Source organism: Citricoccus sp. CH26A, assembly GCF_000224415.1.
Classification (GTDB): Bacteria; Actinomycetota; Actinomycetes; order Actinomycetales; family Micrococcaceae; genus Citricoccus.
This window is the reverse complement of sequence record NZ_AFXQ01000019.1, coordinates 54,407-67,803: the sequence shown is the minus strand read 5'-3', so window position 1 is coordinate 67,803 and position 13,397 is coordinate 54,407. Positions and strand designations below refer to the sequence as shown.

Annotated in this window: 15 protein-coding genes and 1 tRNA gene; 8 read left to right on the top strand and 8 right to left on the bottom strand. The window is 73.2% G+C overall.

The window, feature by feature from the left end; translation table 11 throughout:
- Positions 1-182 precede the first annotated feature (182 nt).
- The gene (locus CITRI_RS0111865) at positions 183-707 is read left to right on the top strand and encodes a hypothetical protein (RefSeq protein ID WP_010145044.1); all 525 of its coding nucleotides are present in this window, start codon (positions 183-185) and stop codon (positions 705-707) included.
- A complete protein-coding gene (locus tag CITRI_RS0111860; RefSeq protein WP_010145043.1) occupies positions 704-1,531 on the top strand; it encodes a DUF429 domain-containing protein in 828 nt (275 codons plus the stop codon). Before CITRI_RS0111865 ends, CITRI_RS0111860 begins: the two co-directional genes overlap by 4 nt.
- On the opposite strand, the gene CITRI_RS0111855 is transcribed toward CITRI_RS0111860, so the two are convergent.
- The gene (locus CITRI_RS0111855) at positions 1,512-2,153 is read right to left on the bottom strand and encodes a hypothetical protein (RefSeq protein ID WP_010145042.1); all 642 of its coding nucleotides are present in this window, start codon (positions 2,151-2,153) and stop codon (positions 1,512-1,514) included. The genes CITRI_RS0111860 and CITRI_RS0111855 overlap by 20 nt on opposite strands.
- Before the next feature lie 147 nt (positions 2,154-2,300).
- Here CITRI_RS0111855 and CITRI_RS0111850 point away from each other — a divergent pair, with 147 nt between their 5' ends.
- Positions 2,301-3,722: an FAD-binding oxidoreductase gene (locus CITRI_RS0111850; protein WP_010145041.1), complete on the top strand. Its 1,422-nt coding sequence runs from the start codon at positions 2,301-2,303 to the stop codon at positions 3,720-3,722.
- 158 nt (positions 3,723-3,880) lie between these two features.
- Positions 3,881-3,957: transfer RNA gene (locus CITRI_RS0111845), tRNA-Pro, on the top strand.
- 64 nt (positions 3,958-4,021) lie between these two features.
- Here the strand turns inward: CITRI_RS0111845 and CITRI_RS0111840 are convergent.
- From CITRI_RS0111840 to CITRI_RS0111810, 7 genes are all read right to left on the bottom strand, one after another.
- Positions 4,022-4,393 (bottom strand): GNAT family N-acetyltransferase, encoded by a 372-nt coding sequence (locus CITRI_RS0111840; protein WP_010145040.1) that lies wholly within the window; start codon positions 4,391-4,393, stop codon positions 4,022-4,024.
- Between the two features lie 41 nt (positions 4,394-4,434).
- Positions 4,435-5,631, bottom strand: a complete 1,197-nt coding sequence (locus tag CITRI_RS0111835; RefSeq protein WP_010145039.1) for a pirin family protein — start codon at positions 5,629-5,631, stop codon at positions 4,435-4,437.
- 61 nt (positions 5,632-5,692) lie between these two features.
- Positions 5,693-6,196 carry a carboxymuconolactone decarboxylase family protein gene (locus CITRI_RS0111830; protein ID WP_010145038.1) on the bottom strand — a complete coding sequence of 168 codons (504 nt, stop codon included), beginning with the start codon at positions 6,194-6,196 and terminating at the stop codon, positions 5,693-5,695.
- A gap of 38 nt (positions 6,197-6,234) precedes the next feature.
- On the bottom strand, positions 6,235-7,737 hold the full coding sequence (locus tag CITRI_RS0111825) for a DUF5129 domain-containing protein (protein ID WP_010145037.1): 1,503 nt from the start codon (positions 7,735-7,737) through the stop codon (positions 6,235-6,237).
- 56 nt (positions 7,738-7,793) lie between these two features.
- On the bottom strand, positions 7,794-8,468 hold the full coding sequence (locus tag CITRI_RS17580; protein WP_010145036.1) for an NADPH-dependent F420 reductase: 675 nt from the start codon (positions 8,466-8,468) through the stop codon (positions 7,794-7,796).
- Positions 8,469-8,543: 75 nt separating this feature from the next.
- Positions 8,544-9,029 (bottom strand): ribonuclease E activity regulator RraA, encoded by a 486-nt coding sequence (rraA, locus tag CITRI_RS0111815; protein ID WP_010145035.1) that lies wholly within the window; start codon positions 9,027-9,029, stop codon positions 8,544-8,546.
- The gene (locus CITRI_RS0111810) at positions 9,029-9,922 is read right to left on the bottom strand and encodes a fumarylacetoacetate hydrolase family protein (RefSeq protein ID WP_010145033.1); all 894 of its coding nucleotides are present in this window, start codon (positions 9,920-9,922) and stop codon (positions 9,029-9,031) included. The genes rraA and CITRI_RS0111810 overlap by 1 nt, the downstream gene beginning before the upstream one ends.
- Before the next feature lie 152 nt (positions 9,923-10,074).
- Between CITRI_RS0111810 and CITRI_RS0111805 the strand changes: the two genes are divergently transcribed.
- The 4 genes from CITRI_RS0111805 to CITRI_RS0111790 all read left to right on the top strand — a co-directional run bounded on the left by CITRI_RS0111805 (position 10,075) and on the right by CITRI_RS0111790 (position 13,396).
- The gene (locus CITRI_RS0111805) at positions 10,075-11,187 is read left to right on the top strand and encodes a C39 family peptidase (RefSeq protein ID WP_010145032.1); all 1,113 of its coding nucleotides are present in this window, start codon (positions 10,075-10,077) and stop codon (positions 11,185-11,187) included.
- Positions 11,188-11,356: 169 nt separating this feature from the next.
- Positions 11,357-12,343 carry an aldo/keto reductase gene (locus tag CITRI_RS0111800; protein ID WP_029139274.1) on the top strand — a complete coding sequence of 329 codons (987 nt, stop codon included), beginning with the start codon at positions 11,357-11,359 and terminating at the stop codon, positions 12,341-12,343.
- Positions 12,340-12,897, top strand: coding sequence for a hypothetical protein (locus CITRI_RS0111795; protein WP_010145030.1), 558 nt, complete (start codon positions 12,340-12,342; stop codon positions 12,895-12,897). The genes CITRI_RS0111800 and CITRI_RS0111795 overlap by 4 nt, the downstream gene beginning before the upstream one ends.
- A gap of 46 nt (positions 12,898-12,943) precedes the next feature.
- The gene (locus CITRI_RS0111790) at positions 12,944-13,396 is read left to right on the top strand and encodes a hypothetical protein (RefSeq protein ID WP_010145029.1); all 453 of its coding nucleotides are present in this window, start codon (positions 12,944-12,946) and stop codon (positions 13,394-13,396) included.
- Position 13,397 lies beyond the last annotated feature (1 nt).

The following is a 13,397-nucleotide window of genomic DNA, read 5'->3' as shown; positions in this document are numbered from 1 at the left end:
TCCGGGAGGATGTGGGAGAGTAGGACGCCGCCGGACAACCATTGACCAGGAGCCCTGGACCACACGGTCCAGGGCTCCTGCGTTTAACCACCCCACACACCACCCACCCCACACAACACCCACCCCACACAACACCCACAGGGGAGGACCGGTCCGCGGCGAACGGTGGGAGGATGGACGTCATGTCCGACAGCCTCTTCCTGGATCCGTTCGCCCAGCCCCCGTCGGACGGCCCCGCCCGTGCCGCGGCCCCTGACGCGAAGCAGGCGCCGGAACCCCCGTCGGACGAGGCATCCGCCTCCCTTACGGCGGAGGTCCCCCTGGCGGCGGACCGGGCCGTCGAGGCGTTCCTGGAGTACGTCCACCTCTGGTGGCCCGCTGCACTGAGGTCCTGCGGCGAGGACAGCCACCTGGGCTTCGAGGAGGGGACACTCCTCGAGGAGGGACTGGACGGGTCCCGGCACCGGTGGGCGGACGTCGTCGGGACCCACGACGGCTCGCTGTCCCTGCGCTGGTTCGGCACCACCGGTGACCAGGCCGCCCGCACGGGCCTGGACGTCACTCTCGAGTTCACCATCGCGTCCATGACGCGGACGCTCGTGACCGTCCGGGGGAGCGGGGCGCCCTCGTTCCGGCAGGACTGGCATCCGGTGCTGGAGGGTTACGCACGCTTCGCCGGCGGCACGGTCCGCCCCGCCGCGGCGTGAGGCCGGCAGGCGCCCCCGTCCTGCGCTTCGTCGGGGTGGACCTGGCCGCGGCCCCGGAGCGCACCGGGCTGGCCGTCCTGGTCCAGGACGAGGGGCGGGGAACCCTCATGGTGGAACGTGCCGTGCTCGGCGCCGACGACGACGAGGTCCTCGACGCCATCGGTGCCGGTGAGCGGTCCGGCGTGGACGTCCCCTTCGGCTGGCCCGAGTCCTTCGTCCGGCTCGTCACCGACCACAGCGGGGGCCGGCTGCATCCGGTGGCGGACACCGGCCCGGACTGGCGGCGGGGGCTGGCCCTGCGCGCCACGGACGTCGCGGTGCGGGAGCTGACCGGGCTGACCCCGCTGAGCGTCTCGACGGACCGCATCGCCTATCCCGCGCTGCGGTGGGCCAACCTGGCGGCCCGCCTCCGGGCCGCGGGGCACGCCGTGGAGCCCGACGGCGCCGGGCTGGCTTGCGAGGTCTACCCCGCGGCTGCGCTGCGCACCTGGGGGCTGCCGCACCGGGCCTACAAGAAGGACGCCCACCGTCCGGCGCGGGCGGCGCTGGTCGGTGCGCTGGAGGAGCTCGTCCCGTGGCTCGACCTCACCGGTTTCCGTCAGGCCTGCCAGGCGCACGACGACGTCCTGGACGCGGTGCTGGCCGCCCTGGTGGCCCGCGAGGTGCACCTGGGCAGGACCCACGGGCCGCCGGCGGCACTGCGCGCTCGTGCCCGGCGCGAGGGGTGGATCCACGTGCCCCTCGGGCCGCCCAGCCCGCTCCCGTGCCCGGGTCCGACGTCCCGTCCCGGGAACACGGTGCCGTCTACAGGCCGTGGTCCCTGAACATCCTCAGGTCGCCGTCCTCGAACTTCTGCTCCAGGACCCGGCCGTTGGCACGCATGGCCTCGAGGTCGTGCCGCAGGACGGAGGTGCGGCTACCGGCCACCTCGGTCCCCAGCAGCTTCAGCTGGGCGATCCACTCGGGAGCGGCCTGCGGCTTGGCGGAGTCGGGCAGGCGCAGGAACACCTCGAGGGTGTTCGGCAGGTACTGGTAGACGATCGACTCCAGGGCCATCCGCTGTTCCGGGGCCCGCCGGACGTCCTGCCAGCGGTCGATCATCTCCCGCAGTGACAGCACGATCACGCCCAGTTCCCGGTCGGCCTCCGGGGGGATCCGCCCCCGGTTGGCGCGCACGGACTGCTGGAACTCCGCCAGCCGCTCGGCCATCTCGGCGCCGGTGGCACCGTGCACGGGGATGCCGGAGGCGTAGGTCCTGCGCGTCGACGGGGTCAGGAGGTACCCCGCTCCGTACCCGAGGAGTCCCGCGATGACGGCGGCCAGCGGTGACGGGGAGAGGACCATGACGACGAGGAACACGACCAGGAACGCGGCCAGGCCGACCAGGTTCGGCCGGGACGCCAGGAACGCGCCGAGCCCACCGGTCGTGTCGTCACTGGTGGCCACGGCTCTCCTCGAGGTCTCGCGCGGTGCACGTCGGGGCCGGTTCCCGTGCCGCCGAGGGCGCTGCGGTCGCCGGAGCTGACCCCAGTCTATGACCCGGGTCCCGGGCTGCGGTGAAGCGTCCCGGATCACTCCGCCTACCATGGGTCCATGCCACAGACGCATCCCCGCACCCCCGTTCGCACCGCCCACGGCCCGGGGGGAGAGGACCTGCGCCGCCTGCTGGTCGAGGCCTTCGCCCCGGAACTGCTCGACCTCAGCGAGGAGGGCCGGCAGGCCTGCGCCACCGACCGCGGACCCCGCACGGACTGGACGCCGGCCGTGCCGGAGGCGGTGGTCTACGCCGAGTCCACCGACCACGTGCAGCGGCTGATGCGCCTGGCCTCCGGGCACGGGTTCCCCGTCATCCCCCGCGGGGCCGGCACCGCGCTGTCCGGCGGCGGGCACGCCCTGCCCGGTTGCGTGGTGCTGTCCCTGGAGCGCATGGACCGCATCCTGTCGATCGATCCGGAGGACTGTTCGGCCACCGTGGAACCGGGCGTCATCAACTCCCACCTGGGGGATGCCGTCGCGCCCCACGGGCTGATGTACGCCCCCGACCCGGCGAGCTACCGGATCTCGACGATCGGCGGGAACGTGGCCACCAACGCCGGCGGGCTGCGCTGCGCGAAGTATGGGGTGACCCGGGACTCGGTGCTGGCGCTCGACGTCGTGCTCGCGGACGGCACGCTCATCCGGACCGGTGCCGCGACGCTCAAGGGCGTGGCCGGTTACGACCTCACCGCGCTGTTCACCGGATCCGAGGGCACGCTGGGCGTCATCACCGGGATCACCGTCCGGCTGCGCCCGTCCCCGGCGCGCGTGGAGACCGCCGCGGCCTGGTTCCCGGACTTCCCGACGGCGGCCGCGGGCGTCCTGGCGATCGGTGCGGCCCGGGTGCAGCCGGCGATCCTGGAGATCATGGACCGCGGGACCATGGAGGCCCTCGACGGGGCCCACGGCTCGACCCTGTGCGCGCGGGGGTCGGCCATGCTGCTGGTGCAGACCGACGGGTACGGGGCGCTCGAGGAGATGTCCGTCATCCGGGCCGAGCTCGAGGCCCTGGGCGGGACCATGACCCCGGTGGGCGACGCCGAGGCGACCGGCCTGGTGGACCTGCGCCGCCACGCCCGCGGGGACGACGTGCCCACCCTGATCGCCGTCGGGGAGGACGTGGCGGTGCCGCGCTCGCGACTGGTGGACTACGTGCACGGGCTGGAACGGATGGCCGTGGACCACGCGGTGAGCCTGAAGGTCGTGGCGCACGCGGGGGACGGCAACCTGCACCCCTCGTTCTGGATCGCCGCGGACGACCAGGGGACCGCCCGGGCCCGGCTGGACGCCGCCCTGGACGAGTCCGTGCGGCTGGCCCTGGACATGGGCGGGACCATCACCGGCGAGCACGGGATCGGTTCCTACAAGCTGCGCTGGCTCCAGTGGGAACAGTCCGGCGCCGTCGTGGAGATCCAGCGGGGCATCAAGGACCTCCTGGACCCGCACGGGGTCCTGAACCCGGGGCGCGCGATCCTCTGACGTCCCAGCGGACCGTGGACGAGCACGGACGACCGCGGATGACGCCGGAAACCACCGGTGCAGGGGTCTCCCACGGCCCGTTTTGGCGTTTCGGGGTCACGCGGTCTAGGATGGACCACTGTGGTTCCCCGCCGGTCACGGTGCGGAACCACTCTCCACGGGGTGTGGCGCAGCTTGGTAGCGCGCGTCGTTCGGGACGACGAGGCCGCAGGTTCAAATCCTGTCACCCCGACCAGTGAAGGGCCCGATCCATCCGGATCGGGCCCTTCGTCGTCCCCGGCCCGTCGCGGCCGGATGGATCAGCGGCGGTCCAGCGCCTGCAGGTGCTCCGGGGTCGTGGGCACCACGTGCTCCTGGTACTCCGGGTGCTTCGCCACCCAGCCCTTCACGTAGGGGCAGACGGCCACGATCTCGAAGCCCTCGGCGATGGAGGCGTCCAGCGCCCGGCGGACCAGCGTCGAGGCCAGGCCGTGCCCGCCGAACTCCTCCTTGACCTCGGTGTGCGGGAAGATCCGCTGCCTGACGCCCCCGGCGGTCTCGATGTCCCTGATGTAGGTCGTGCCGGCCGGCTCGCCGGAGTCGTCGACGTGGATCTCGAAGCGCGGCGTGCGGCCCAGCACGACGCGGGGCTCCTCCAGGGTGGGGGGCCAGTGGGTGTCCTGCTCGGTCATGGTGGTTCCTCTCGGGTCACGGGGGCCGGTCGCGGCGGTCGTCACCGGGACGGCGGGTTGGCGCGCGGCTTCATCCGGCTGGTCGGCAGCGGGGGAGCCGGGATGGGCGCGGGCTGGCCGGGCGGGAAGTCGCCGAACTGCGGGAAGGACCGGCCGTCGTCGTAGGCGGCGTCGAGCAACCGGGCCAGGCGTTCACCGGCGACCGGGGCACCCAGGGCCGCGCCGCCGTCGGGCTGGACAGCCCGGGCGCCGGCGCCCGCCAGCGGGGAACCGGGCTCGGGGGCCTCGAAGCCCATCTCGGCCTGGTAGGCCGCACGCCAGGCGACGATCTCCTCGTGGGAGCGCCCCACGAAGTTCCACCACATGACGATCTGCTCGTTCAGCGGCTCCCCGCCGATCAGCAGGGCGGTGACCGGTTCCGGGCCGGCGGTGATGGTGATCCGGTCCCGGCCGGTGCCGACGTAGCCGAGGTGGTCCTCGGGGATCGGCACCCCGTCGAGGGACACGTCCCCGATGACCCGCAGCAGTCCGTGCTCGTGCCCGGCCGGCACGGCCACCTGCAGCACCGCACCCGGCTGGAGCAGCAGTTCGACCCCCGTCAGCGGGATGTGGGTCCGCACCGGTGAGGTGTAGCCGAGCAGGGAGCCCAGGAACACCCGCGCCGTGAATCCGTCCCCGGTGACGGGTTCGGGCCGGTGGGACTCCAGCGAGGGCGGGGTGAACCGGGAGTGGTCCGGGAAGGCGTACCAGAGCTGGGCGCCGTGCAGCACGGTTGTGTCCGCGCTGGAGAACTCCGAGTGGGTGATGCCGGTCCCGGCGTTCATCAGGTTCACCTCGCCGGGGCGCACCCTGGCCCAGTTGCCGGCCGAGTCGATGTGGTCCACCTGGCCGGTGAACAGCCAGGACACGGTGGCCAGCCCGGTGTGCGGGTGGCGGGGCACCGCCATGCCACCGGTGGCGGAGACGTCGTCCGGACCGTAGAAGTCCAGGAAGCACCAGGCGCCGATCAGCGAGCGGGCCCGCTGGGGCAGGGTGCGTTTGACCGTCATGGCCCGCGGCCCGCCCAGCGGCACCCGGCGGGGCTCCAGCAGCTCGACCGGTCCCGACCGGCCCTCCAGGGCGCTCACGCCGTCGGACAGGCCCTCGGTGAACCGGGGGCGGGCACCGTTCCGGGCCGGGGCGGGCGGCGGGCCGCTCTCGCAGATCCGTTCCTCGGGGTGGGTCTCGGTGTTGCTCACGGCGTTCCTCCGTGGTCTCGGCGGGGGAGGGGTGGGGCGGCGGTGCGCACGGGCGGAGGGTTCACAGCCCGGGTGCCTCCACGGTGCGCCGCACGGGGTGGTGGGACAGGATGGAGATGCGGTTGGTGACGTTCATGGTGATCGCCAGCCACTGCACCGCGGAGTACTGCTCATCCGTCAGGTAGGAGTGGGAGAGCAGCTGGGTGGCGTCCCGGTCCTCCATGCCCGGCAGCGTGGTGGCCATCTCGGCCAGGTCCAGGGCGGCCTTCTCCTGGTCCGTGTAGATGTCGGCGTCGCGCCAGGCGGCCACCAGTCCGCGGCGCTGGTCGTCCAGTCCGGCCTCGATCGCCTTGCGCGTGTGCACGTGCAGGCAGTAGGCGCACCCGTTGATCTGGGACACCCGCAGGCTCACCAGTTCCACGAGCTGGTCGTCCAGCCCGGCGGCGTGCGCGGCGTTCTTGGCGGCCAGGGACAGGGCGCCCACGGCCTTCCAGGAGGCCTTGTCGGACTTGTCGAGGTAGAAGGCCAGCGGATCCTGGCGGTCGGCGCGTTCTGCGGAGGTCATATAAATTTGAACCAATCTGTGCTCGTGGACATTCCCGGTCAGAACCGCGACGACGACCCGGCCCCGGAGAAGCTCCCGCCGGAGGCCCCGTATCCCGTGCTGGCGGAGGACTGCGCGGCCTGCTCCCGGGCGTGGGTGACCTGGTCCACCCCCGTGCGGTAACCGTGCTGGAAGGCGACCGCCGTCCAGAACCAGCCCGGCTGGTGGACGGTGTCCAGGATGGACCCCGGGCGTTTGGGGGAGCGCTCGCGCTCGGCCTCCAGGGCCTGCGCCATCAGCGTCCGTTCGGCGTCCGAGGCCGCCGCAGCGGCGATGCCGGACGTCGCCGCGTCCTGGAGCAGGTCCGTGAGCCGGGACCGCAGGGCGGCCAGCGCGTCCAGGGCGTCGTCGGGGGTGACGGCCCCCTCGGCCAGGGACGCGCCGAGTCGCTGCAGCTCCTGCTCCGCCTCCACCCGGAAGGACCGCAGCGGCGCCGTGGCGGCCGGGGGCGGGCCGTCAGGGTTATCGGGGCCGTCGAGCCGGTCGATCTCCGCCAGGTCCTCGCGCAGCGGCGCGGTCTGCCGGTCCCACGCGTCCGGCCAGCCGTGCTGCAGGTTCAGGAACGTGTTGGAGTCCACCACGGTGTCATCCAGGGCGTCGAGCGCCTCCGCGGTCCGGGTGAACTCCTCGACCGCATCGCGGTGCTCCCGGCGGTGCAGGCGCCGGTCCTCGATCCCGGCCAGCCGGTCGTTCTCGGCGGCGGCGTGGACGTAGCGATCGTGGAAGGTGCGGTACCGCTCCAGCACCATGGCCCCGTAGCGCGAACCGGTGGGCACGGTCCGGGCGTTGAGCTCGGTGGCCTGCAGGTCCATGCTCACCGAGGCGAACGCCGCCCGGCCGCGTCCGAGCAGTTCGCGGGTCGTCCTCCGCCGGGACCGGCGCACGGCCGCGGCGGCGATCGCGGCACCCCCGCCGGCGGCCACGGCCGCCGCGCCGGAGATCCACAGGGCCGGTGACCGGTACCAGGGGCGGTTCATCACCGCCGCCGCGGAGCGCACCCCCTGAACGGCCGCGTCCGTCCACTGCGCGTCGGCGAGCAGGTCCTTCGTGTCCTCCTGGATGTCCTCCTGGACGCTCGTGCTGACCTTCCGGTCCTCCCCGAAGTAGGTCCCGACGTGCCGTCCGTCCGGGTCGACGGCGAACAGGAACAGCCCGTCCGCCCACTTCTGCCCGTCCGGGGAGATCCACTCCGGATGGTTCTCGCGGGCGTAGGCGAGGACCCGCTCGTTGAAGTCCGAGTCCGCCGTGCCGCGTTCGGTGAGGACCACCACGGTGGTCGGCTCGTGGAAGGAGACCCCCTCGACCCCGGCCCGCAGGGTCGGTTCGTGGATGACACCGGCCTCGTCGGCCAGGATCAGTTCCTGCACCGGGACGGCATGCACCGGTGCGGCCGTGACGAGAAGGGCCGCCGGGGCCGCGGCGATCAGCCCGAGGGCCAGGAGGAGGGGGCCGAGGAGGGGCGCGACGGCGATCGGCCGCCTTCCGGGACGCGGGTTCGTCATGGCCTCACGGTACCGCGCCGCCCGGGGGCGCCGGCAGGGGCCCGACGGGGCTGCGTTCAGGCGTCAGCCGCGCCCAGCGCCCGCCGGAGCCCGTCCGCGGACAACGGCTGGTTGAAGACCCGGCCGTCCGGCTCCAGGAGCCTGCCGGCCGCCAGGCGGGGCAGCTCCACGGGATCGAAGCCCAGCCGCCGGGTGAGGTCGGCGACCTGCCGGACGGCGTCGGCGTCGTCCCCGGCGACCCCCAGGCCGCGCCGTTCCGCGGCGGCTCCCCGGCCCGCGGTGTCCAGGTCCCAGTGGCTGATGTGGTTCAGGGCCTTGACCACGGCCGCACCCGGGAACCGGCGGGCCACCGCCTCCGAACTGGACAGGCCCCGGCCCAGGGCGTCCTCGAACCACTCGGGCAGCGGCTCGTCCGCCCAGCGGTTCGTGGCGTCCACCAGGACGGTGCCGCGCACCCAGTCCGGGTCCACGGCGTCCAGGTCCTCCTGCGGGACCATGAGCACCACGAGCGGCCGGGCCCCGGGGTCCCCGGAGTCCCGGGAGGTGTCGGCGGGGTCACCGGCGATCTCCGCCGCCGGGACGGCCGTGGCGTGCGGGGCGTACTGCGCCAGGTGCAACCGCAGGGCCCGCGGCGGCCTGCTCGCGGCGATCCGCACCGGGATGCCGGCCGAGTGGGCGGCCCGGGCCAGCGCGGTGCCGGCCCGTCCGGCACCGAGGACGCCCAGGCCCACCGGCCGGGCCGGAGGGCCTGGCGGCGGGGTCTCAGGGGGCGTCAGGGGGATCACGGCGCGGGTCCCGGCCGGTGCTCAGGACACCGGGGTGACGAGGATGCCGTCCTCGTCCGCCCACAGCCGCGCCCCGGGGGTGAAGGCCACCCCGCCGAACTCCACGGTCACGTCCACCTCGCCGGCACCGTCCTTGGCGGACGTGCGCGGGTTCGTCCCCAGGGCCTTGACCCCCAGCTCCAGGGTGCGCACCACGGCCCGGTCGCGGATGGCCCCGTGGATGACGACGCCGGCCCAGCCGTTGCGCACGGCGGCGCCGGCGATCAGGTCACCCATCAGGGCGGACTCCAGGGAACCGGCCCCGTCCACCACCAGCACGGCGCCGTCTCCCGGGGAGTTCAGCAGCTGCTTGACCAGCCCGTTGTCCCGGTGGCACCGGATGGTGCGCACGGTCCCGGAGAACCGGGCCCGCCCGCCCAGGTCGCGGAACTGCAGGGAACACGACTGCAGGGTCTTGTCCGCGTCGAACAGGTCGCACGTGGTGAAGGCGGCGCCGTCGGCCGGCATCAGCGGATCTCGTTCCGCTGGAGGCCCAGGCCCTCGATCTCGGTCTCCAGCACGTCGCCGGCCTTCAGCCACGGCCGCCGGCCCTCGGCGTCCTTGCGGGCCAGGGCCACCCCGGCCGGGGTGCCGGTGAGGATGAGGTCCCCGGGCAGCAGGGTGACGATGTCCGAGAGGTAGGACACCAGCCTGCGGGCGTCGAAGACCAGGTCCCCGGTGGAGTCGTCCTGCATGACCTCCCCGTTGACCCGGGTGGTGATCCGCGCTCCCTCGGTGAACTCCTCCGGGGTCACGAGCCAGGGCCCGACCGGTGTCATCTCCTCCCAGGCCTTGCCCTGGGTCCACTCGGTGGTCCGTCCCTGGTAACCGCGCAGGGAGACGTCGTTGGCCACGGCGTATCCGGCGATGTGCTGTTCGGCCTCCGCCTCCGGGATCCGCCGGCCGGGCTCGCCGATGACGACGCACAGCTCCCCCTCCCAGTCGAGGCGGTGGTCCTCCGCCGGGACCTCGATCGGATCGGAGGCGCCGGTCAGGGACTGGGCGAACTTCGTGAAGACCGCCGGGTACTCGGGGAGCTCCTGGCCGGTCTCCAGGATGTGGTTGCGGTAGTTCAGCCCGATGCAGAACACCTTCGTGGGGAACGGGATGAGGGTGGCCGGCTCCAGCTGGGTGGCGTCCAGGACCCGGGTGGGGTCCTCCTCGGCCGCCGCCAGGGCGGCCTCCACGAGCTCGGTGCGGGTCGGCTCCGGCTGGTACAGGAAGTCCCCGACGTCGATGATGCCCTCCAGCTCGACGGCCGCGGTGGCGCGGGAACCGTCGGTCTGGGTGACGATGGCGGCGAAGGTGGCTCCGGGGGTGTCCGGTTCGGATCCGGGCAGTCGGTACGTGGCGAGCTTCATGGGGGATATCCCATCACACCACCGGCCCGGACGGGACCGGCGGTAGGTTACTGTGGTCCATGTCACCCGCCGGTAACCTGCGTGGGTCACCATCCTCGCGGCGGAGAAGGGGAAGATCTCCGCCCACCACTCCACCGACGAAGGGCGGCCCCGTGTCCCGTCATGCCCCTGCCCGCGGCAAGAACCGCCGGCGCATCCTCGCGACAACCCTCAGCCTGGGACTGCTGCTTCCGGGAGTGGCCCTGGCCGCCCCGGCGGCGGCCGACTCCGAGATCCTCAACCCCCTGGACCAGGCGAACCAGTTCGACGAGACCCTGCCGGTGCTCGACGAGTCCGTCCTGCAGTCCCTCCAGGGCCTGGGCGCCTCGTCCTCGATGAGGGCCGCGACGAAGCTCTCCTCACCGGGGACCTCCTCGAGATCGGACTCATCGGCCACCGCCTCGGTGTCCACCGCGGCCGCAACGATCCCCCTGGCCTACCGCTACGTGGTCATCGCCGACGACGGGCTCAACGTGCGGAAGAACGCCGGGGCCACGCACCCGAAGGTGACCTCGCTGCGGCGCAACGCCAAGGTCGTGATCACCGGTCGCAGCAAGGCGGTCAGCGGGGCCACCTGGCGGGAGATCACCGCGGGCAAGCACCGCGGCTGGGTGCATGGCGGGTACATCATGAAGGACTTCGAGAAGGGCAACGCCAAGTCCGCACTGGCCAGGACCGGTACGCTGCGCAAGCCCACCACCCGCAAGGGCGTCACCGTGCTCGACACCACGTGGGCGGCCCAGCCCAACGGATACTGGTGCGGGCCGGCCTCGATCAAGATCGCGCTGGGGGCCTTCGGCATCAAGACCACCCAGACTGCCATGGCCAAGCAGGCCCAGACGGACCGCGAGGGCACATGGCTGCATCAGGTGGCCCGTGTGATGGACTACAACGCCCCCGCCAGCGTCCGCTACAAGGTGACCCCCATCCATGGCCAGGACGCCGGGTACGCCGACCAGGTGCGCATCCGTGAGAACGTCAGGCGGTCCATCAAGGCCGGGGTGCCGGTCCTGGTCAACATCGCGGCCACCCCAGCTGAGCAGCCCCCGATCCAGCGCCAGAAGACCCGCGGGCGGTTCACCCTGCGCCATCACATGCCCATTGTGGGATACAACCAGAACAACAACAAGGTGCTTGTGCAGGACCCCTGGACCAAGCCGTTCTGGATCGACCTGTACAGGCTCGCGGACATGGCGGGCACGCGCGGGTACGCCTCGATGAGGTAGCGGTCAGGGCCGGCCGGGGGCCTGTCCACCAGCCGGGACGGGCCGGGAGCCCGGCGTGCGTCCCCTTCCGGCCCCGGGTGTCGTCGACCTGTCCCTGACCACCGACGACGCCGGCCTCCAGAGCGGCGGCGCGGTTCCGTGCGGCCCCGCCGTCCGGCATGCTGGGCACATGACCAGGACGATTCTCGGCTGCATGGGATGGGGAGGTGGCTGGGCCCCCGAGCCACCGGCCCCCCAGGCGTGGCGCGACGCGCAGGACGCGGCCCGCCGCGCGCTCCGTGCCGCTCTCGACGTCGGCATCGCCACCCTGGACACCGCGGACATCTACGCCCATGGCCGGTCCGAGGAGGCCCTCGGCCGGGTGCTGGCCGCCGACCCGGGGCTGCGGCGGGAGCTGCGCATCCAGACCAAGTGCGGTATCCGGCTCGGCGGCTCGCCGCTGTACGGCCGGGCCCGCGGTGCGGGGGCCACCCGCTACGACTCCTCGGCCGCCCACCTGCGCACGGCGGTGGCCGGCTCCCTGGAGCGGCTCCGGACGGACCACGTCGAGACCCTGATCATCCACCGCCCCGACGTGCTGACCGACCCGGCCGAGACCGTCGGCGCGTACCTCGAGCTGAAGGCCGCCGGCTACGTCGGCCGTCTGGGCGTGTCCAACATGGGCCTGGCCTGGGTCCGGCGTTTCGACGACACCCTGCGTGAGGCCAGCGGCGGCACTGAGACCCTGGCCTGCGTCCAGCTCGAGCTGGGACTGCACGCTCGCACGCTGATCGAGACCGTGGTGCTGGCCAACCACCAGGACGCCCATGCCTCCGGGGACATGGAGGGCATCGTCGGCTTCTGCACCGCGCGCGGCATCGACCTGCAGGCCTGGGGTCCGCTGGGCCGGGGCCGGTACACCCGGCCCGATCCCGAGCCGGCCGACGCCCCGGCCGCCGCCGAGGTCGCCCGGGTGGCCGAGGAACTCGGTGTCCCGGCCGACGTGGTGGTCCTGGCCTGGCTGCTGCGCCTGCCGTGGGGCATCCGCCCGGTCGTGGGCAGCACCCGGCCCGAGCGCATCGCCGCCAGTGCCACCGCCGAGGAGGTCGCCGCCCGCATGGACGCCGACCAGTGGTACCGGATCTGGACCGCCGCCCGAGGAGAACCCCTGCCATGACGCCCGGACCGCCCGTCCTGTCCACACTGACTGCCCTGTCCGCCCTGGCGTCCCTGTCCGTCCCGGCGCTGCCGCTCACGGCACCGGTGTCCACCGCCGTCGACTACCGGGCCGTCGACTTCCAGTCCCCGGTCGCCACCCTGTGGGTGGCGGGCATGCTCGTGCTGGTCGGACTCGCCGTGCTCGGCCATGCGGTGTGGCGGCGGCGCCGGCACCTCGCGTACGCGCGGCGCACCGGGCGCAACACCGATCCGGCACACCTTCGCGACACCCGGGTGGAGCAGGTGGTCTCCTACCTCTGCCTGGCGGCGGCCGTGGTGCTGGCCGGTCTCGCAGCGCTGGGCGCCTGGCAGACGCACCAGAACGTGCGCGGCAACCTCGCGGTGAAGTACGGGGTGACGGGGGTGGACAACGCGCGCTGGAGCGGTGCCTTCCTGGTGGCGGACCTGACCCTGGCCGACGGCACCGTGCGCAGGGACGCAACGGTCTACTTCGAGGCCGACGGGGAACCGCTCACCGGTGAGGACGTCTTCTCGCAGACCCCGGGGGCCTGAGCGCCCCGCGCAGCACGAGGACTCCGGGCGGGGGACAATGGAAGGCATGTACGCACCGATCGACCTGCAGACCCCCCTCGTCGCCCAGTGGATCGGCATCCTCATGGCGGTGGCCGGCGCGGCGGTCATGGCCCACGGCCTGTGGCGGCGCAAGCGCTACCGCCTCCACCTGGACGACCAGGACGCGCGGTACGCCGGCCCCGACCGGATGCGGGACTCGATGCGGGAGATCCTCGCGGGCGCAGGCGTGCTGGTGATCGGGCTCGTGGGCATCAGCTATGCGGTGTTCGGCTCGTCCCAGGCCAACGTGCGCATCGCGGACAACCTGCGCCAGAAGTACGGGGTCGAGTCCGTCCATCAGGAGAAGTGGCAGGGCAACGCCCTGATCGCCGACCTCGCCATGCCGGACGGCACCGTCCACCAGGACGTCGTGATCATCTTCGAGGACTCCGGCGAACCGCGCATCAGCCGTGACCTCACCGCGCCGCCCGGCAGCTAGC

Excerpts from the sequence above, each read along its gene's own strand:
- CITRI_RS0111865 (WP_010145044.1), top strand. The coding sequence starts at position 183 with ATGTCCGACAGCCTCTTCCTGGATCCGTTCGCCCAGCCCCCGTCGGAC.
- CITRI_RS0111850 (WP_010145041.1), top strand. The coding sequence starts at position 2,301 with ATGCCACAGACGCATCCCCGCACCCCCGTTCGCACCGCCCACGGCCCG.
- CITRI_RS0111840 (WP_010145040.1), bottom strand. The coding sequence starts at position 4,393 with ATGACCGAGCAGGACACCCACTGGCCCCCCACCCTGGAGGAGCCCCGC.
- CITRI_RS0111830 (WP_010145038.1), bottom strand. The coding sequence starts at position 6,196 with ATGACCTCCGCAGAACGCGCCGACCGCCAGGATCCGCTGGCCTTCTAC.
- CITRI_RS0111825 (WP_010145037.1), bottom strand. The coding sequence starts at position 7,737 with ATGACGAACCCGCGTCCCGGAAGGCGGCCGATCGCCGTCGCGCCCCTC.
- rraA (WP_010145035.1), bottom strand. The coding sequence starts at position 9,029 with ATGCCGGCCGACGGCGCCGCCTTCACCACGTGCGACCTGTTCGACGCG.
- CITRI_RS0111810 (WP_010145033.1), bottom strand. The coding sequence starts at position 9,922 with ATGAAGCTCGCCACGTACCGACTGCCCGGATCCGAACCGGACACCCCC.
- CITRI_RS0111800 (WP_029139274.1), top strand. The coding sequence starts at position 11,357 with ATGACCAGGACGATTCTCGGCTGCATGGGATGGGGAGGTGGCTGGGCC.
- CITRI_RS0111795 (WP_010145030.1), top strand. The coding sequence starts at position 12,340 with ATGACGCCCGGACCGCCCGTCCTGTCCACACTGACTGCCCTGTCCGCC.
- CITRI_RS0111790 (WP_010145029.1), top strand. The coding sequence starts at position 12,944 with ATGTACGCACCGATCGACCTGCAGACCCCCCTCGTCGCCCAGTGGATC.